A 17,948-nucleotide genomic window follows, 5' to 3' on the forward strand; every position below is an offset into this window, starting at 1 on the left:
CCCCACCTCCCGCCCCGCCCCCGGTGATCATGAGGTTGGTGGCGGTGTCGGTGGTCGCACCGCCCGCTAACTTCATGATCATCGGGGCGGTCGGGCCTGTGTTGTCCACAGGCTGTGGGCCGGTTATCCACAGGGGGTGTGGACGGGCTCTGCCCTGGGCCATCGTGGTGGGTCATGGGGCGGGCAGAGATGCTGCGGCGAATCGCCGCCGCGCAGGACGGCGTGGTGACGCCGGGGCAGGCGTTCCGCGCGGGATTCAGCCGACACGAGATCGACAACCTGGTGGCCTTCGGGCGGTGGCGACCGCTCGCCCGGGCGGTCTACCTGGTCGACCCTGAGGTGCCGTCCCCCCGCCGTGGGCGGATCCGCGCCGCCGTGCTGTCGTACGGGCCTGCCGCTTGCGCGGCTCTGGGCACCGCGGCCGAGCTGCACGGCATCGCAGGGCTGCCGCCGAGTGAGCAGGTGCGCATCGCGCTGCCCCCTCGTCAGGCCAGCCAGGCCGGGCCGCCCGACAGATCCCGCCGTCGTGGTCCATCAGTTCGAGCGGCCAGCGCACCCGTTGCTGACAACGGACGGCATACCGACGACGACACCGCTGCACACAGTCGTCGACCTCATTCTCCGGGAGCATCGCTACCGGGCGGTGTCGGTGCTGGACTCGGCCCTGAACCGCGGGCTCGTCACGGCGGACGAACCCGCCCTGGCTCCCGGGCTCATCAGGGGGCGGCGGGGTGCGGCAGCCGCCCGGGGGCACGTGGCCGAGGCTGACGGCAGGGCGCAGTCCCCGCTCGAAACGCGGGCGAGGCTGCGCTGCGTCGACGGTCGGGTGCCGCCGGATGTGCTGCAGATGGAGGTGCGCGACGGCGACGGCTATCTGCTGGGTCCCGTCGACCTGCCAAACCGCGTCCGAGGTGCGTACGCGCCGCGCCCCACGTGCCGCCCCCGGAAGGCCACGCGGGATGTCGGTGGGGCCTGGCAGGGTGTGGGCATGATCGGAGAACTCAAGACCGTCGTCGTGGACGCTGCCGACATAGCGGGCCTGGCCGCCTTCTACGCCGGGCTCGCCGGCTGGACCCAGATCTACGCCGACGACGAGTGGATCACGATGACCACCGATGACGGCTGGCGCATCGGCCTCCAGTACGCGCCTGTCCATGTGCCACCGCGCTGGCCCGACCCGGCGTACCCGCAACAGGCGCATTTCGATCTGCGGGTGCCCGACCTCGCCGAGGGCACCGCGCGGGCCGTGGCCCTGGGCGCGACCCTGCTCCGGGAGAACGAGACCTGGCACACGCTCGCCGACCCGGCAGGTCACCCGTTCGACCTGTGCCTCAGGGCCGACGACCCGAAGACCACGCTGATGGGCGTCATGCTCGACTGCCCCGACGCCGAGAAGCTGTCCGTGTTCTACAGCGAACTGCTCGGCAAACCGATCACCTTCCAGGGCGACGGCATGGCGATGATCGGCGAGGAGGGCGCGCGGCCGGTCCTGTTCCAGCAGGTGGAGACCTACACCCCGCCGCAGTGGCCGGGCCGGGCTCACCCGCAGCAGTTCCACCTGGACGTCACGGTCGACGACATCGAGGCCGGGGAACGGGCGGCGCTCGCAATCGGTGCGCGGCGGCTGCCCGGTGAGGGCGACAACTGGCGGGTCTACGCCGACCCGGCCGGCAAGCCCTTCTGTCTGCTCTGGTCGGTGAAGTGACCGCCGCCGCCTCGGTTGATCATGAACTTGCTGGCGCGGTTGCCCTCGCCGGCTGCCGTCAACTTCATGATCAACCGGGGTGAGGATCGGGGCAGTAGGATGCGGGGTCGTGCGCGTACTTCTTGTGGGAGGCGGCGGGCGGGAGCATGCGCTCGCGCTCGGGCTCGCTGACGACCCGTCCGTCGAGGTGCTGGTGGCGGCGCCGGGGAATCCCGGCATCGCCTCGGTCGCCGAGCTGCGGGAGGTGGACACCGGCGATCCGGCCGCGGTCGCGGCGCTCGCGGTGGAGCTGCGGGCAGACCTGGTGGTGATCGGCCCGGAGGCGCCGCTCGTCGCGGGAGTCGCGGACGCGGTGCGCGCCAAGGGCATCGCCGCGTTCGGCCCGTCCGCCGAGGCAGCCCGGCTGGAGGGCTCCAAGGCGTTCGCCAAGGAGATCATGACGGCGGCCGGCGTGCCCACCGCGCGGGCGTACACCTGCGTGGACGCGCAGAGCGCCGCCGAGGCCCTGGACGACTTCGGCCCGCCGTACGTGGTGAAGAACGACGGGCTGGCGGCCGGCAAGGGTGTGGTGGTCACCGACGACCGCGCGATCGCTCTGGAGCACGCGCGTGAGTGCGGCCGGGTGGTGATCGAGGAGTACCTGGCCGGGCCCGAGGTGTCGCTCTTCGTGGTCACCGACGGCGAGGCGGCGCTGCCGCTGCTCCCGGCGCAGGACTTCAAGCGGGTCGGCGACGGCGACACCGGCCCGAACACCGGCGGCATGGGGGCGTACGCGCCGCTGCCCTGGGCGCCGCCGGATCTGGTCGACGAGGTGATGGCCGACGTCGTGCATCCGACGCTGGCGCAGATGCGCCGCCGGGGCACCCCGTTCGCCGGCCTGCTCTATGTCGGGCTGGCGCTCACCGCGGTCGGCCCTCGGGTGATCGAGTTCAACGCCCGCTTCGGCGACCCGGAGACGCAGGTCGTCCTCGCCCTGCTGGAGACGCCGCTGGCCGGGCTGCTGCACGCCGCGGCCACCGGCACACTGGCCGCGCATCCGCCGCTGCGTTGGCGCGACGGCGCGGCCGTCACCGTCGTGGTCGCCGCCGAGGGTTACCCGGCGAAGCCGCGTACCGGTGACGTGATCACCGGCGCGGACCGTGCCGGGGTCATCCACGCCGGCACCCGCCGGGACGCCGACGGCACCCTGCGCTCCGCCGGGGGCCGGGTCCTCTGCGGTACGGCCACCGGCACCGACCTGGCCGCCGCCCGGGACGCCGCCTACGCCCTGGTACGCGGCATCGAGCTGGCCGGCGCGCACCACCGCTCCGACATCGCCGTCGCGGCGGTCGCGGGCCAGATCGCCCTTCCCGACTGACGAGCAACCCCCGCCACCTCCGCCTCCGTTTGAACGGTGAGGTGAGGAGGTGGCGGGGGTTGCCTGGCCTGAGCCGCACCGGTGGTGCTGCCTGGCAAGGGTTGCTGGGCAGCTTCTCCTTCGAGCAGACGTAAGCGCAGATCATGTCCGTCACGCTGCCCCGTAACCGGGCGGGCGGCGTGACGAAAGGGTTCTCGCCGTGCCCCGCGAACGACTCACTGCCTCGCCTACCACGGCAGGCCACTCCACCGCCACCCGAGACGTGCTCTGAATGACGAGTTCAGTGAACCAACTCCACCGGTGATGCCTCCCACCGGGGTGTTTCCAGGATCTCCACCACGGCGCAACTCCAACTGAAACCGATGCCTGCGGTTGCGAGAACCACGCGGTCACCGACGCGCAGTGCTCCGCTCTCCATCAGATGGTTGAGGCCGCCGATCTGGTCACCGGCGCCGTGCCCGATCCGACGTCCCCATGCCCACGTCGTGCGGGATTCGGGAATGTCGAGCACGGCCAGGTATTCCCAGTGCAGCAGCGTGTGGCCGATGTTCGGCAGGACGAAGCAGGCGACGTCGTCGATGCCGATCCGAGCGTCGCGCAGGGCCACGTCCATGACGTTGCGCAGTCCCTGCTTCGCGCTGGACACGATATGCCTCAAGCCGACCCGGGCCATGTAGCTCTCTTTCCGGGGGCGTAGCTGAATGGGCATGCCGCCGGCGAAGGGCACGTCCGTGAAGCTGCTGTCGCGGTAGAGCTCCTCAAGCGTCGGGTCAGCGTCCATGGCGGTGGAGAGCACGCGGGCGAACCCTTCGCGGCAGGAGATCACCGCCGCAGTCGCGTTGTCGCCTCCGATGATCCACTTGTCGCTGCGATACCTGTCGTAGCCCGGCAGGCAGAAGCGATCCGCCGTGGTGATCAAGGCGGTCGTGGCGCCTTCGTGTACGGACAGAAACGACATCGCGAGCACGAGCGCGGCGAGGCTGCCGTTGGACGCCTGCTTCACCTCGATGGCGGGTGCTCGACCGCCGATCGACTCACGCTGGATGTACGACGCGGGTGTCCAGTGGTCGTGTCCCTGGTGGTAGAAGCTTGCGTGCAGAACGACGGCGAGGTCTCGCGGGTCGACCGGGGACCGCGAGAACGCGACGCGAGCCGCCTCCACACCCATCTCGGCGGCCGACAGTTCATGGGAGACCCCGACCGCCTCCAAGCCGTTTTGCCGGCACTCGTCCGGGTCGTAGCGCCCTTCGGCGACCGCTGTGGCGGTTGACTCGATGCCCGGAAGGCAGAATCCGGTCGCGGCGATGAACATGTTATTCCACCGCATGGCTGACGATTCCTTCCTTCTCCGTGACGGCATCGTCCGACCAGGTGTAGTCGGGTGGTTGATAGTTGGCGAACCGCTCCAGGAGCCGGTCCAGGGTCGGTTCGATGATCAGCATTTCCCGGTACGGCTGTTTGAGGAAACCCTCACGCACCGAGTGCTCAAGGAAGGCCGCCAACGGGGCGTAGAAACCCGCCGCGTCCAACAGTCCGATGGGTTTGGTGTGCAGGCCCAGTTGCGCCCACGTCCAGACCTCGAACAGCTCTTCCAGGGTTCCTGAGCCACCGGGTAAGGCGATGAAGGCGTCAGCCCTCGCCGCCATCATCGCCTTGCGTTCGTGCATGTCGGCGACCAGGTGTAGTTCGGTCAGGCCGTGATGGGCGACATCCCACTCGGCCAGCCCACGCGGGAGCACACCCACCACCCTGCCGCCCGCGCCGAGTGCCCCGTCCGCGACGGCACCCATGGTGCCGATCCGGGCACCGCCGTAGATGACGGTGATGCCGCGCTGGGCCAGCCCGGCTCCCGTCCGCCGGGCAATGTCCATATAGGTTGGCTGGCAACCGTGTGATGAGCCCGTGAAGACGCAGATGTACCGCATGCTTTCCTCGGTCTAGCTGCCGGCCGCCGTCGGCACGTCGGTGAACAGCCGCGAGAAGACCTGCTCCTGCTCGTAACCGTGCTCGACGTGCCAGTGGGCAATCAGATCGGCGATCTCGTCCAGCTCGGCGTGGGTGAACGAGCGGGTGGACAACGTCAGCGGGTCGACACCGCGGTCGTCACACCACTCCAATACGGCCTCGAACCCGTTGATGGACGCGACGAACGCCCGCTGTTCGGTGTGCCGCCACGCGGCAGCCAGCTCACCGAGCATGCCGGTCGCCGGCGCGTCGGCGCGGAGCATCTGATAGGCCCGGTCACGCAGCCGGCTCCGGTATTGGCGACGGTCCACAATGTGTACCGTGTGCGCCGTCAGCCGGTACCCGAGTTCTTCGCCACAGCCGGCCAGTAGCCTCAGCAGCGAAATCGAACCCCCCTCGATCACGATGAATGGATGCTGCTCTGCGAGCTCGTCAAGCCGCATACGCAGATCGCGCATCGCCTGCTCCGGTGGGTAGTCGCCGTCCGCGACGGACCGCTGGCTCAGGTGTAAGCGGGTCAGGGCCTGGAGGCCTTCGCCCGCACCGACGTCGTCCCGGGCGCTGGTGATGGGGAGGTCGAGATAGCACTGGATGCGGTCGGCAACAACGATCGGTGCCGTGAACTCGCGTGCGAGCGCCACCGCGACCGCCGACTTGCCGACCCCGGTCGGGCCGATGATGGCGTGGGCTTGGGGGATACCGTCCGTCTGGGGCAAGGTCGAGACCTTTCGCTGCTCAGCGGAATGTACGAGACTCTGTGCTGCCGTCGTTCGTGGTGACGGTCAGATAGACCCGGCGACGTGTGGGTCGCCCACACCTGGTCCGGTCAGTGGCTGTAGCCGAGCCGGTTGACGCAAACACTCGATTGGACATCGCGTCGATGGACCGCTTTGACATGGACGACTGGCCGTCCATGAACCCGACTCGGCGTCCGCTCGGCCGGACATGGCAGCAACCCTGCCCCAAGACGCCGCCACTAACCAGAGCATGCTTGAACTACGAACCGGTTTCCTACTATCGGCAGGAACAGGCTACGAACGTGCTCAACCAGGCATACTGGACGCCATGGTCGACCACAGGCGATCGGGCAACCGGGCACCGGCCGCCCTCGACGGGCGCACGGAGCCAACCAGTCCTGCGACGGCAGTTGGGCTCGCTGACCGGGGGCGGGCCTCGGTCAGCTGTAGTAGCGGCGCAGTTCCCGGGTGAGCACCTTGCCGGTGGCGTTGCGCGGCAGGTACCTCACGAAGATCACGTCCCGGGGCACGCTGAACCGGGCCAGGTAGTGCCGGACGTACTCGCGGACCGCCTCCGGGTCGAGGGTCTCGCCGGGGTGCAGGGCGAGGAACGCGGCGAGGCGCTGCCCGTACTCGGGGTCGGGGACGCCGATGACGGTGGCCTCGCGTACCTGGGGCAGGCGGGCGAGCAGGTCCTCCACCTCGGACGGGAAGACGTTCTCCCCGCCGGAGACGATCATGTCGTCGGCCCGACCATCGACGAAGAGCAGCCCGTCGGCGTTGATCCGCCCCAGGTCGCCGGTGTCGAGCAGCCCGTCGCGGGTCTCCCGCTTCGCGCCGGAGGTGTAGCCCTCGAAGAGCATCTCGTTGCCCACGAAGATTCGGCCGACCCGGCCGTCGGGCACCGGCTGGCCGTCGTCGTCGAGGATGGCCAGTCGGGTGCCGTGTGGCGGCCGGCCGGCGGTGGTGGGGGCTTTCCGCAGGTCGGCGGGGGTGGCGATGGAGGCCCAGGAGACCTCCGTCGAGCCGAACAGGTTGTAGACGACGTCGCCGTAGAGGTCCATGAACCGGGAGGCGAGGCCGCCGGGCAGCGCGGAGCCGCTGACCGCGACCACCTTCAGCGGGGGGCGCGGGTCCGGTGGCGGCACGTCGAGCAACCGCTGCACCATCACGGGTACGGCGAACAGCACCTGGCACTGGTGCGTCACGAGCGCCTCCAGCGTGGCGGCCGGATCGAACCGCCGGTGCAGCACGATCGTGGCGCGCAGCGCGAAGGCGACCTGGAGGGCGGCGTATCCCCAGGTGTGGAAGATCGGGGCGGCGATCAGCACGGTGTCCCGGGCGTGCAGCGGGATCCGGTCGATGATGGACACCAGCGGGCCGAAGCCGTTCGGGGTGGGGCGGCGGGCGCCCTTCGGGGCGCCGGTGGTGCCGGAGGTCAGGACGATGGTCCGGCCGTCCCGCTCGGGTGGTCGCAGTTCGCCGGGGAGCGCCGCCGCGACGAGCTCCTCGTGCCGGCGTTCGTCGACCCGCTGCACCTCGGCGGGTAGGCCGATGACCCGTTCGGCGAACTCGTCGTCGTGCAGCAGCACCCGCAGCCGCTGTTCCTCGGCGACGGTGGCCAACTGCGCGGCGGACAGCCCGCTGTTGACCAGCACCGCGTCCGCGCCGAGCACGGTGGCGGCGACGATGCCCTCGACCAGCCCGCGGTGGTTGCGGCAGAGCAGCCCAACCCGATCTCCGGCCTGCACACCGAGGGCGCTGCGCATGGTGCGGGCCAGCCGTTCGGCCCGGCCCAGCAGCTCCTGGTAGGTCAGCTCGCCTCGGTCGTCGATCAGCGCCACCCGACCCGGGTCCCGCGCGGCGGCCTGGCGCAGCTCGCCGGTGAGGCTCCAACCCCACTTGCGGAGCGCACCGAGCTGCGAGGCGACCCGGATCGGCCGGCCGGGGGTGAGCAGCCCGCGCTTGGTCAGCGTGGCCACGACGAACGGCAGGTCCATGCGGCGGGCCTCCTTCGGCGAGTGCGGTGAAGGGTCCTGCGAGGGGCCCTTCACCGGGGCTTCACCTTTCGATCATGCCCCGGCGGGCGACGCCTTCCCAAGCTGCGGACGGCGCCGCCGTTGCCGGGGGTGGTGCCGGCACCCGGGTGCGGGGTCAGTGGATCTGCATGCCGGAGATGGCGCGGGAGATGACCAGCCGTTGGATCTCGGAGGTGCCCTCGAAGATGGTGTAGATCTTGGCGTCCCGGTACCAGCGCTCGACCGGGTGGTCGCGGAGGAACCCGGCCCCGCCGAGCAACTGGACCGCCTTCTCGGTGACCGAGACGGCCACCTCGCCCGCCTTGAGCTTGGACATCGAGCCCTCGCCCGCCGCGAAGGGGCGGTTGTTGCGTCCCATCCAGGCGGCGCGCCAGACCAGCAACCGGGCCGCGTCGATCTCCAGCCTCATGTCGGCCAGCGCGAACGCGACCGCCTGGTTGGCGATGATGGGCCGCCCGAACTGGACCCGCTCCTTGGCGTAGTCCAGGGCGTACTCGTAGGCGGCTCGGGCGACGCCGAGCGCCTGGGCGCCGACGGTGGGCCGGGTCATTTCGAAGGTCCGCATCGCGGCCTGGCCGGAGGCACGCTGCCCGGACCGGGCGCGGGCCAACCGCTCGTCCAGGGCCTCCCTGCCGCCGAGCAGACAGCGTCCGGGCACGCGGACGTCGTCGAGGAAGACGTCGGCGGTGTGCGACGCGCGCAGGCCGAGCTTGCGCAGCTTGCGGGTCGCGCTGAGCCCGGGGGTGCCCGGCGGTACGACGAACGCGGCCTGCCCACGCGAGCCCAGCTCGGGCTCGACGGAGGCGGTGACCACGTGCACGCCGGCGATCCCGCCGTTGGTGGCGTACGCCTTCTGCCCGCGCAGCACCCACTCGTCGGTGGCCTCGTCGTAGCTGGCGCGGGTGCGCATGGCGCCGACGTCCGAGCCGGCCTCCGGCTCGCTGCTGCAGAACGCGGCGACGGTCGGGGAGCCGACGTCGCCGAAGCACTGCGGCACCCATTCGACGAGCTGGTCGGGGGTGCCCGCGCCGTAGATGGCGGCGACCGCGAGGGAGGTGCCGAAGATGCTCAGCCCGATGCCGGCGTCACCCCAGAAGAGCTCCTCGCTGGCGATCGGCAGGGACAGGCCGGTGGGGTCGGCCCAGCAGGTGGCGAGGAACTCGAATCCGTAAAGGCCGACTTTCGCCGCCTCCTGGATGATCGGCCAGGGAGTCTCCTCCCGGGCGTCCCACTCGGCTGCGGCCGGGCGCACGACCTCGGCGGCGAAGCCGTGCACCCAGTCGCGTAGATCCCGCTGTTCCTCGGTCAGGTCTAGCGAGAACTCGGCCACGTCAGGCCTTGGGGATGTCGAACAGGTTGGCGATGTTGGCGGCCAGGCCCAGGTCGCCCTTGGCCTTCAGCTTGCCGGTCATGAACATCATGACGGGGTTGGCGCCGCCGGAGACGATCTTGAGGAACTCGACCGGACCCATGGTCAGGCTGAGCTTCGGCTCGTGCTGGGGGGTCTCGTTGACGGTGCAGGTGCCGTCGGCGATGGCCACCTCGTAGGTGTCGGTGCCACCGTCGGGCCGGCCGGTGATGTTCCAGTGGATGACGGCGTTGGTGGAACCGGCCCGGTCGGCGCGGAACAGCTGCGGCATCCGGCCGAAGACCTCGCCGAGGACCTTGCCGCGCAGGTCGCCGGACATCACCTCGGCGATCTTGTTGTCCGGGGTGGACTTGACCAACTGGGCGAACTCCTTGGGCCCGACGTTGGCGAAGTTGGCCGGGTCGAAGTCAGTCATGCGGTTGCACCTTCCGGGGTGTGAGTGGTTACTCAGGCGTAACCTTACGCGCGAGTAGGTATGCTGGCAAGAGTGTCCAGCACACCCACCTTCAAGCGCCTCCCCCGCGCGATCCGCGAGCAGCAGATGCTCGACGCGGCCGTCAGGGTCTTCTCCCGCCGGGGGTTCCACGCCGCCAGCATGGACGAGATCGCCGACGACGCCGGCATCTCGAAACCGATGGTCTACGCGTACCTCGGCACGAAGGAAGAACTCTTCGTCGCCTGCCTGCACCGGGAGACCGCCCGGATGATGGAGGCCATCGCCGGCGCCGCCGCCCCCGACCTCCCCGCCGATCAGCGACTCTGGCGCGGGCTACGCGCCTTCTTCGGTTTCGTCGGCGCGCACCGGGACGGCTGGGCGGTGCTATACCGGCAGGCCCGGGGCTCCCAGCCGTTCGCCGGGGAGCTGGCCGCCATGCGCGCCCGGCTGGTCGAGGTGGTCGCCGGGATGCTGGACCACGCGCTGCGCACCGAGGGGCGCGAGGTGGCCGCAACCGAGCTGGAGGTCGTCGCGTACGCCCTGGTCGGCGCGTCGGAGTCGCTGGGCGACTGGCTCGCCGACCACCCGGACGCCGACCCGGAGAAGACCGCCACCCGGATGATGAACGCCGCCTGGCTCGGCGCCGGTCAGCTGCTGCACGGCGCCACCTGGCGACCACCGACGGACTGACCGCGGAACCCGGGCGGGTTCAGCGGTGGGTGGCGGAGCGGCGGTGCGACAGCCAGCGGACGAGTTCGAGCAGGCCGGTGACGGCCAGGGAGAGGCCCAGGCCGACGAGCAGACCCCGGACCGGGTCGCGTTCGAAGGCCAGCCCGCCGAAATAGCCGAGCAACGCGCAGTAGGCGCCCCAGCTGAGCGAGGCGATGGCGTCGAAGAGCAGGAACCGCGACGGCGGGTAGCGGAGCGCGCCCATGGTCAGGGTGACCGCGGTCCGGCCACCCGGGACATACCGAGAGGTGGTCAGGATCGAACCGCCGCGCTGGTCCACCGCCCGGCGGGCCCAGTCCGAGCTGGCGCGGCGGCGGCTGCCGGCCGGCAGCCGGGCCAGCCGGTGGGCGCCACCGGCCCGGCCGATGGCGTACGAGACATGGTCGCCGACGAGCGCGCCGAGCGTGGCCGCCACGATCACCGCGGCCAGGTCCGGTTCGCCGCTGGCGGCGAAGACCCCGGCGGTGATCACCACCGTCTCGGCGGGGACCGCAGGGAAGAACGCGTCGACCGCGGTGACCACGAAGATCACCAGGTACACCCACGGTGAGGTCACCGTGTGGCGGAGCAGGTCGAGCACGGTCTCCATGCTCACCATGCTGGGCGCTCGACCACCACCGTCGGGCCGGGTCGGCGGATCACGACCGCCCCGAGCCGGTAAGGCCGGCCGGGGTCAGCGGACCCTGCCAGCCAGGTGCGGGCGGCCGGTCCGCGCGTCGTGCAGGGCGAAGTCCCAGGCCGGGGTGGCGCTGAAGGCGACCGTGGCAGGCAGCGGAACGGGCAGCTTGAAGGCCACCTCGACCGTGTACGCCTCCGGCAGTCGGCTCTCCAGCGCCGCCAGGCAGCGCGCCTTGCTCCACATGCCGTGTGCGATCGGCCGGGGGAAGCCGAACAGCCGCGCCCCCAGCCTCGACGTGTGGATCGGGTTGTGGTCGCCGGAGACCCGGGCGTAGTCCCGACCGACCCGGGGACTGACCCGCCAGTGGGCGGTGGCGGCGGGCGGCACCGGCCGCTCGACCCGGTCGCGCCGGCCCTCCCCGCCCGGCCCGCGCGCCCGGCCGAGGTAGGTGGAGACGCCGTGCCAGACCTCCTCGCCGTCGACCGACCCGGTGAGCACCACGTCGACCTGCCGCCCCCGCTCGTGTGGACGCAGGTTCTCCGCGTACGCGACGAAGTCCAGCGTCTCGCCGGCCCCGACCGGGCGGTGCACGGTGATCCGGTTGCCCACGTGCACCACCCCGGTGAGCGGGATCGGGAACTCGGGCGCGGCCATCAGCCGCAGCGCCAGCGGAAAGCCCAGGACGTGCGGGTACGTCGCCGGCAGCGTGTCGGACAGCCGGAACCCACAGACCCGGTCGTACTCGGCGAGGTGCGCCCGGTCGACGGTGATCCCGCCGACGGCGTACTCGACGGCCGGTGTGACGTCCGGCCGGCGGGACGGGCCGACGCCGGGCAGCGCGCCGAGCAGGGCCCGCCGGTACAGCGCGCCCCGCGCCGGCATCCGGGGCAGCTCGACCCGATTTCGCCCGGCCGGTCGGGTCAGCCCGGACAGTTCCTCGGTGGCGTACGCCGACAGGTCGTGCGTCTGCTCCACGGCCACATCCGGACCGGGCCCGGCGGCCCGGGCGGCGGCCAGGTCGGCAACCGAGATGACCTCGGTCGGGCCCTCGATCAGCTCGTGGACCGACAGGTCCTCGGCCGGGCCGTCCTCCGGCCGGTCCTTTCGCCCCGCCATCACGCCCCCAGCAGGCTCTGGCCGCAGACCCGGACCACGTTGCCGCTGACCGCCCCGGACGCCGGCCAGGCCAGCCAGCCGATCGTCTCGGCCACGTCGACGGGCAGGCCGCCCTGCGACATGCTGTTCATCCGGCGGCCCGCCTCACGGACCAGCAGCGGGATGCGGGCGGTCATCCGGGTCTCGATGAACCCGGGGGCGACCGCGTTGACGCTGATACCCCGCCCGCGCAGCGCCGGGGCGAGCGAGTCGACCAGGCCGATCACGCCGGCCTTGCTGGTGGCGTAGTTGGTCTGGCCCCGGTTGCCGGCGATGCCGGCGATCGAGGAGACCGAGACGATCCGCCCGCCGGGCGGGATCAGGTCGCGTTCCAGCAGCACGTCGTTGATCCGTTCCTGGCTGGAGAGGTTGACGTCGATCACCGAGTCCCAGCGGTCGGCGTCCATCCGGCCGAGGGTCCTGTCCCGGGTGATGCCGGCGTTGTGCACCACCGCGTCGACCCGGCCGCGCCGGGCGGCCAGGTGATCGGCGAGCCGGGTCGGCGCGTCCGGGGCGGTCAGGTCGAGCTGCACGGCGCTGCCGCCGATCTCGTTGACGACGGCGGCCAGTTCGTCGCCGGCCGCCGGGACGTCCAGGGCGACCACCTGCGCGCCGTCGCGGGCCAACACCCGGGCCAGGGCCGCGCCGATGCCCCGCGCCGCCCCGGTGACGAGGACGACCTGTCCGTCCAGGGGCCGGTCCCAGTCGGCCGGGGCCTGCGCGGGCCCGGCGCCGACGCGGATCACCTGCCCAGAGACGTACGCCGACCGCCCGGACAGCAGGAACCGTAGGGTCGCCTCCAGGCTGGTCGGGGTGCCCGCGTCGCCGGTGGGGGTGACGTGGACGAGTTGGGCGGTGACGCCACGGCCGAACTCCTTGCCGATGCTGCGGGTCAGCCCCTCCAGGGCGCGCTGGGCGGTCGCCTCCCGGGGTGAGCCGCACTCCTGCGGCGGGTTGCCGAGGACGATCACCCGGCCGCAGGGCAGCACCGAGCGGGCGTGTGGGTGGAGGAAGTCGTAGAGCTGACGGAGCTCGGTGGAGTCCGCGACGCCGGTGGCGTCGTACACCAGGGCCCCGAAGCGTGCCTGGGCGTCGATGGTGGCGGGGTCGCGCAGTTCGACCCCGGCGGTGGTCAGAATGGTGCCGACCGGCTCGGCGAGCCGGCCGCCGGCAGCCGCGCCGAGCAGGGCGGGGCCGGTCAGCAGCGGGTCGCCGGGGGTGTGCCGGCGCAGTCGCGGCGGGTCGGGCAGCCCGAGGCGCTTGACCAGCGTGCGGCCGGCCCCCGATTGGACGATGCTCGCGTACCTGTCGGTCATAGGCGTAGCCTACTGGCCAGTAGGTTGTGGGCAAGTCCTGAAACGGAGGCGGGATCGTGCAGAGCATCCGGCGGGTCGCGGTCATCGGCGGCAACCGCATTCCCTTCGCCCGGTCCAACTCGCGGTACGCGAACGCGTCCAACGCCGACATGCTCGGCGCGGCGCTGGACGGGCTGGTCGCCCGCTTCGGCCTGGCCGGGCAACGGGTCGGCGAGGTGGTCGCCGGTGCGGTTCTCAAGCACTCGAAGGACTTCAACCTCACCCGCGAGGTGGTGCTCGGCTCGAAACTCGATCCGCGCACCCCCGCGTACGACATCCAGCAGGCCTGCGGCACCGGCCTGGAAGCGGCCATCCTGGTCGCCAACAAGATCGCCCTCGGGCAGATCGAGGTGGGCATCGCCGGTGGCGTCGACACCACCTCCGACGCCCCGCTGGCGGTCAACGAGGAGATGCGCCGCACGCTGCTCAGGCTGAACTCCGCCCGTACCCTCGGCGAACGCCTGAAGATCGCCGCCAAGCTCCGCCCGCACCAGCCGTTCAAGCCGGAGATCCCGCGCAACGCCGAGCCGCGTACCGGACTGTCGATGGGGGAGCACGCCGCGCGCACTGCGCTGCGCTGGAACATCGACCGGCAGGCCCAGGACGAGCTGGCGCTGCGGTCGCACCAGCGGCTCGCCGCCGCGTACGACCGGGGTTTCTTCGACGATCTGGTCACGCCGTACCTGGGGCTGACCCGGGACCAGAACCTCCGCCCGGACACCACCCTGGAGAAGCTCGGCTCGCTCCGGCCGGCCTTCGGGCACCGGGGGCCGGACGCCGAGCGGGCGACCATGACCGCAGGCAACTCCTCGCCGCTCACCGACGGCGCGTCCACCGTGCTGCTGGCCAGCGAGGAGTGGGCGCGGGCACACCACCTGCCGGTGGCGGCCTGGTTCTCCTGGTCGGAGACGGCCGCCGTCGACTTCGTGCACGGCGACGAGGGCCTGCTGATGGCTCCCGCGTACGCGGTGCCCCGGCTGCTGGACCGGGCCGGGCTCACGTTGCAGGACTTCGACTACTACGAGATCCACGAGGCGTTCGCCTCGCAGGTGCTGGCCACCCTGGTTGCCTGGGAGTCGCCGGAGTTCTGCAAGGACCGGCTCGGCCTGGACGCTCCACTCGGCCCGATCGACCGGGACCGGCTGAACGTCAACGGGTCGTCGCTGGCCGCCGGGCACCCGTTCGCCGCCACCGGCGGCCGGATCGTCGCCACCCTGGCCAAGCTCCTCGCCGAGAAGGGCGGCGGCCGGGGGCTGATCTCGATCTGCGCGGCGGGCGGGCAGGGCGTCACGGCCATCCTGGAACGCTGATCCGGGATTGGGCCTGGAACGCTGATCCGGGATTGGGCTCGGCCCTCGGTCAAGGGCTGCTCGCGAGTTGCGGCAAGTCGCGTTGTACGTGGGCACGGACAGGCCAACATGCCGCGAACGGCGTGGGGGCCTGGTCACACCGGGAGTACGTGGGCCGGGTTGGTCGCGCGCCGGGGCTGGTGCGCGGGCCTGCCATGGTTCCGAGTTGCGGCAAACTGCGGTGTCCGTGGGCCGGGATAAGACCAACATGCCGCGATCGGTGCCGGGCCGGTCACCGTGGAAGCCAGCCGAGGAAGCGGGCGCCGCCGGCGTTGCCCGGACGGGTGGCCCCCTGACCTTCGATTAGCGGACCAGGGCACGCGACCAAGCTCACACGTCGATCATCTGGCGGAGGACCTGTCGTACCTCCGCCACCTGCTCGGGTCGGAGCCGGTACACCGGCCCGCGCCCGGTCAGCCGGCTGGCGGAGACCGTCCGTATCTGCTCGGTGATCACCCAGCCGGTACGCCGGCCGGGCACGTCGATCGCCACCCGATGCAGCCAGCCCGGCCGTTCCCGGGTGGTCAACGGCAGCACGCTGACCAGCGCGCCAGCGGTCAGGTCGAGGTGGAAGCGGGACGACACAACCAGGGCGGGGCGCTGCCCGGCCTGCTCGCGGCCCTCGGTCGGGTCGAAGTCGAGCCACCAGACCTCCCACGGCTCGACCCGGCTCACGCCCGCTCGTCCCACGGGTCGCCGACGGGGGCGTCGGCGCCGTGCCAGTCCTCCGACTCGACGAGGTATTCGGCCCAGCCCTCCGGGTCTATCGCCCGGTAGTGGTCCATCGCGGCGACCGCCTTGGCCCGCCAGTGTTCCTCCAGCAGGCGTTTGACGGCCTCGTCGGCGCTCACCCCGCCGAAGTCCTCGGCGGCGACCCGGAGCACCTGTTCGCGGGTCTCCGGGCTCACCCGCATCATCGTCGTCATACCGACAAGTATACGAGCGTGTAAACTCCCGTGGCCGCGTCGGCCGATGCGTGGTCTGTTCCAGGAACTACTTGCAGGAACTACTTGACTGTGCCCGCTGGAGCCAGCCAGCGCATCGGTTGCCCCGTCACCGACGCGATCTGCTCGAAGTCCCGGTCGTAGTGCAGGACGGAGAGGCTCTGGTACTCGGCGGTGGCGGCGACGAGAAGGTCGACGGCGCCGGCCGAGCGATGGGTTCCACGGGCGGTCAGCTCCTCCTGGATCTCGGCGGCCCGTTCGTAGATCCGGTCCGGCATGGGAACCCAGCCGAAGGCGGTACGGATCAGCTCCGAGAGTCGGGTCCGGTCGGCTGCCGACCGGGCCGAGTAGAGGAACTCCAGTTCCACCAGGGGGCAGACCGCCAGCAGGCCGGCGGTGACGAGGGGTTCCCAGCGAGACCGCAGGGTTGGGTCGCGGAGCAGCCGCACCAGCGCACTCGTGTCGACCAGGTAGTCCGCGAGTCTCACGAGCGGTACGTGTCCTTGTCGAGCAGCTCGTCGAAGTCGCCGGCCTCGCCGCGCGTCCCGAGCTCGGCGAGGGCTCTCGCCCGACGCAACCGGGCCGCGCCCTCGCGGAGTGCCACGTTGACCGTCTCCTTCTTGGTCCTGGTGCCGAACACCTCGGCCGCGTCGGCGAGCGCCTCGTCATCGACGTCAACCAAAATCTTGGTCACGTGTCCCCCCTATATACGGTAAGCGCCAAGAGTATATCCATTTCGGCCCGGTCGAGGGCGGGTTCAGGAGGTGCCGGAGAATGCGGTACGTGACGACGATCCCGAACGTGCTCGCCAACCGGTACGCCTCGCCCGAGCTGGTCGCCCTCTGGTCCCCGCAGGAGAAGGTCCGGATGGAACGGCGGCTCTGGCTCGCCGTGCTCAAGGCCCAGCGCGACCTCGGCGTGGCCGTGCCGGACGGGGTGGTCGAGGCGTACGAGCGGGTGCTCGACGACGTCGACCTGGCCTCGATCGCGGCGCGTGAGCGGGTGACCCGGCACGACGTGAAGGCCCGGATCGAGGAGTTCAGCGCGCTCGCCGGGCACGAGCACGTGCACAAGGGGATGACCTCGCGCGACCTGACCGAGAACGTCGAGCAGCTCCAGGTGCGCCGCTCGCTGGAGCTGATCCGGGACCGGGTGGTCGCCGCGCTGGCCCGGCTGGCCTGGCTCGCCCACGAGCACTCCGGGATGGTGATGACCGGCCGGTCGCACAACGTCGCCGCGCAGGCCACCACGCTGGGCAAGCGGTTCGCGTCGGCGGCCGAGGAGCTGCTGATCGCGTACGAGCGGCTGGAAGACCTGATCAACTGGTACCCGCTGCGTGGGATCAAGGGTCCGGTCGGCACCGCCGCCGACCAGCTCGACCTCTTCGACGGCGACGCGGAGAAGGTGGCCGAGCTGGAGCGCCGGGTGGCCGGGCACCTCGGGTTCAGCCGGGTGCTGGACAGCGTCGGGCAGGTCTACCCCCGCTCGATCGACGTGGCGGTGCTTGCGGCGCTCTCCCAGATTGCCGCCGCGCCGTCGTCGCTGGCCACCACGATCCGGCTGATGGTCGGCCAGGAGTTGGCCACCGAGGGCTTCAAGCCGGGCCAGGTGGGCTCCAGCGCGATGCCGCACAAGATGAACACCCGGTCGTCGGAGCGGGTGAACGGCTTCGCCGTGATCATCCGGGGTTACCTGTCGATGGTCGGTGAGCTGGCCGGCGACCAGTGGAACGAGGGGGACGTGTCCTGCTCGGTGGTCCGGCGGGTGGCCCTGCCGGACGCGTTCTTCGCCGCCGACGGGCTATTCCAGACCTTCCTCACCGTGCTCGACGAGTTCGGGGCGTACCCGGCGGTGATCAGCCGTGAGTTGGAGCGTTTCCTGCCGTTCCTGGCCACCACCAAGATCCTGGTGGCTGCGGTCAGGCGTGGCGTCGGCCGCGAGGTCGCCCACGAGGTGATCAAGGAGCACGCGGTCGCGGTGGCCCTGGCCATGCGCGAGAAGGGCGTCGCCGACAACGACCTGTTCGACCGGCTGGCCGCCGATGCCCGCCTGGGCCTGTCCCGGGCGGAGATCGACACCCTGGTCGCCGACCCCGGCACCTTCACCGGCGCCGCCCAGGCCCAGGTCGACGCCGTGACCAGGCGCATCGCCACGGTGGTGACAGCCCACCCCGAGGCCGCCGTCTACTC

The 17,948-nt window shown here is 71.4% G+C and carries 18 protein-coding genes; 5 read left to right on the forward strand and 13 right to left on the reverse strand.

What is annotated here, in order from left to right; translation table 11 throughout:
• The first annotated feature begins 526 nt into the window (after positions 1 to 526).
• Positions 527 to 1,705: a VOC family protein gene (locus tag E1193_RS34010; protein WP_347877039.1), complete on the forward strand. Its 1,179-nt coding sequence runs from the start codon at positions 527 to 529 to the stop codon at positions 1,703 to 1,705.
• Positions 1,706 to 1,814: 109 nt separating this feature from the next.
• On the forward strand, positions 1,815 to 3,062 hold the full coding sequence (gene purD, locus E1193_RS20680; RefSeq protein ID WP_132184842.1) for a phosphoribosylamine--glycine ligase: 1,248 nt from the start codon (positions 1,815 to 1,817) through the stop codon (positions 3,060 to 3,062).
• A 280-nt stretch (positions 3,063 to 3,342) separates the two neighbouring features.
• On the opposite strand, the gene E1193_RS20685 is transcribed toward purD, so the two are convergent.
• The 6 genes from E1193_RS20685 to E1193_RS20710 all read right to left on the reverse strand — a co-directional run bounded on the left by E1193_RS20685 (position 3,343) and on the right by E1193_RS20710 (position 9,587).
• Positions 3,343 to 4,374 (reverse strand): ketoacyl-ACP synthase III family protein, encoded by a 1,032-nt coding sequence (locus E1193_RS20685; RefSeq protein WP_165945789.1) that lies wholly within the window; start codon positions 4,372 to 4,374, stop codon positions 3,343 to 3,345.
• Between the two features lies 1 nt (position 4,375).
• Positions 4,376 to 4,987 (reverse strand): TIGR00730 family Rossman fold protein, encoded by a 612-nt coding sequence (locus E1193_RS20690; RefSeq protein WP_132184844.1) that lies wholly within the window; start codon positions 4,985 to 4,987, stop codon positions 4,376 to 4,378.
• 12 nt (positions 4,988 to 4,999) lie between these two features.
• The gene (locus E1193_RS20695; protein ID WP_207922781.1) at positions 5,000 to 5,743 is read right to left on the reverse strand and encodes an isopentenyl transferase family protein; all 744 of its coding nucleotides are present in this window, start codon (positions 5,741 to 5,743) and stop codon (positions 5,000 to 5,002) included.
• Positions 5,744 to 6,204: 461 nt separating this feature from the next.
• Positions 6,205 to 7,764, reverse strand: a complete 1,560-nt coding sequence (locus E1193_RS20700) for an AMP-binding protein (protein ID WP_132184845.1) — start codon at positions 7,762 to 7,764, stop codon at positions 6,205 to 6,207.
• A gap of 154 nt (positions 7,765 to 7,918) precedes the next feature.
• Complete coding sequence (locus E1193_RS20705) at positions 7,919 to 9,133, reverse strand: acyl-CoA dehydrogenase family protein (RefSeq protein ID WP_132184846.1); 1,215 nt, start codon at positions 9,131 to 9,133, stop codon at positions 7,919 to 7,921.
• A 1-nt stretch (position 9,134) separates the two neighbouring features.
• Positions 9,135 to 9,587 carry an SCP2 sterol-binding domain-containing protein gene (locus E1193_RS20710; RefSeq protein WP_132184847.1) on the reverse strand — a complete coding sequence of 151 codons (453 nt, stop codon included), beginning with the start codon at positions 9,585 to 9,587 and terminating at the stop codon, positions 9,135 to 9,137.
• A 72-nt stretch (positions 9,588 to 9,659) separates the two neighbouring features.
• Between E1193_RS20710 and E1193_RS20715 the strand changes: the two genes are divergently transcribed.
• Entirely contained in the window at positions 9,660 to 10,298 is a 639-nt protein-coding gene (locus E1193_RS20715) for a TetR/AcrR family transcriptional regulator (protein WP_207922782.1), read from the forward strand.
• A gap of 19 nt (positions 10,299 to 10,317) precedes the next feature.
• Here E1193_RS20715 and E1193_RS20720 read toward each other — a convergent pair whose 3' ends face one another.
• The 3 genes from E1193_RS20720 to E1193_RS20730 form a co-directional block, all read right to left on the reverse strand.
• Complete coding sequence (locus tag E1193_RS20720) at positions 10,318 to 10,926, reverse strand: DedA family protein (protein WP_132184849.1); 609 nt, start codon at positions 10,924 to 10,926, stop codon at positions 10,318 to 10,320.
• An 84-nt stretch (positions 10,927 to 11,010) separates the two neighbouring features.
• The gene (locus E1193_RS20725) at positions 11,011 to 11,838 is read right to left on the reverse strand and encodes a MaoC/PaaZ C-terminal domain-containing protein (RefSeq protein ID WP_243707812.1); all 828 of its coding nucleotides are present in this window, start codon (positions 11,836 to 11,838) and stop codon (positions 11,011 to 11,013) included.
• A 233-nt stretch (positions 11,839 to 12,071) separates the two neighbouring features.
• Positions 12,072 to 13,427, reverse strand: a complete 1,356-nt coding sequence (locus tag E1193_RS20730; protein ID WP_132184851.1) for a 3-oxoacyl-ACP reductase — start codon at positions 13,425 to 13,427, stop codon at positions 12,072 to 12,074.
• Positions 13,428 to 13,483: 56 nt separating this feature from the next.
• On the opposite strand from E1193_RS20730, the gene E1193_RS20735 reads away from it, so the two are divergent.
• Positions 13,484 to 14,776 carry an acetyl-CoA C-acetyltransferase gene (locus tag E1193_RS20735; RefSeq protein WP_132184852.1) on the forward strand — a complete coding sequence of 431 codons (1,293 nt, stop codon included), beginning with the start codon at positions 13,484 to 13,486 and terminating at the stop codon, positions 14,774 to 14,776.
• A 369-nt stretch (positions 14,777 to 15,145) separates the two neighbouring features.
• On the opposite strand, the gene E1193_RS20740 is transcribed toward E1193_RS20735, so the two are convergent.
• The 4 genes from E1193_RS20740 to E1193_RS20755 all read right to left on the reverse strand — a co-directional run bounded on the left by E1193_RS20740 (position 15,146) and on the right by E1193_RS20755 (position 16,453).
• Positions 15,146 to 15,490 carry a type II toxin-antitoxin system PemK/MazF family toxin gene (locus E1193_RS20740; RefSeq protein ID WP_165945790.1) on the reverse strand — a complete coding sequence of 115 codons (345 nt, stop codon included), beginning with the start codon at positions 15,488 to 15,490 and terminating at the stop codon, positions 15,146 to 15,148.
• Complete coding sequence (locus tag E1193_RS20745) at positions 15,487 to 15,741, reverse strand: hypothetical protein (RefSeq protein WP_132184854.1); 255 nt, start codon at positions 15,739 to 15,741, stop codon at positions 15,487 to 15,489. Before E1193_RS20745 ends, E1193_RS20740 begins: the two co-directional genes overlap by 4 nt.
• Before the next feature lie 80 nt (positions 15,742 to 15,821).
• Positions 15,822 to 16,247: a PIN domain nuclease gene (locus E1193_RS20750; protein WP_132184855.1), complete on the reverse strand. Its 426-nt coding sequence runs from the start codon at positions 16,245 to 16,247 to the stop codon at positions 15,822 to 15,824.
• Entirely contained in the window at positions 16,244 to 16,453 is a 210-nt protein-coding gene (locus E1193_RS20755) for a type II toxin-antitoxin system VapB family antitoxin (protein WP_132184856.1), read from the reverse strand. The genes E1193_RS20750 and E1193_RS20755 overlap by 4 nt, the downstream gene beginning before the upstream one ends.
• 89 nt (positions 16,454 to 16,542) lie before the next feature.
• Between E1193_RS20755 and purB the strand changes: the two genes are divergently transcribed.
• On the forward strand, positions 16,543 to 17,948 hold a 1,406-nt coding region (gene purB / locus E1193_RS20760; protein WP_132184857.1), incomplete at its 3' end, for an adenylosuccinate lyase.

This window comes from Micromonospora sp. KC606 (assembly GCF_004348675.1).
GTDB lineage: Bacteria > Actinomycetota > Actinomycetes > Mycobacteriales > Micromonosporaceae > Micromonospora.

Excerpts from the sequence above, each read along its gene's own strand:
- E1193_RS20720 (WP_132184849.1), bottom strand. The coding sequence starts at position 10,926 with ATGGAGACCGTGCTCGACCTGCTCCGCCACACGGTGACCTCACCGTGG.
- E1193_RS20700 (WP_132184845.1), bottom strand. The coding sequence starts at position 7,764 with ATGGACCTGCCGTTCGTCGTGGCCACGCTGACCAAGCGCGGGCTGCTC.
- E1193_RS20710 (WP_132184847.1), bottom strand. The coding sequence starts at position 9,587 with ATGACTGACTTCGACCCGGCCAACTTCGCCAACGTCGGGCCCAAGGAG.
- E1193_RS20725 (WP_243707812.1), bottom strand. The coding sequence starts at position 11,838 with ATGCCGGCGCGGGGCGCGCTGTACCGGCGGGCCCTGCTCGGCGCGCTG.
- E1193_RS20685 (WP_165945789.1), bottom strand. The coding sequence starts at position 4,374 with ATGTTCATCGCCGCGACCGGATTCTGCCTTCCGGGCATCGAGTCAACC.
- E1193_RS20690 (WP_132184844.1), bottom strand. The coding sequence starts at position 4,987 with ATGCGGTACATCTGCGTCTTCACGGGCTCATCACACGGTTGCCAGCCA.
- E1193_RS20745 (WP_132184854.1), bottom strand. The coding sequence starts at position 15,741 with ATGACGACGATGATGCGGGTGAGCCCGGAGACCCGCGAACAGGTGCTC.
- E1193_RS20730 (WP_132184851.1), bottom strand. The coding sequence starts at position 13,427 with ATGACCGACAGGTACGCGAGCATCGTCCAATCGGGGGCCGGCCGCACG.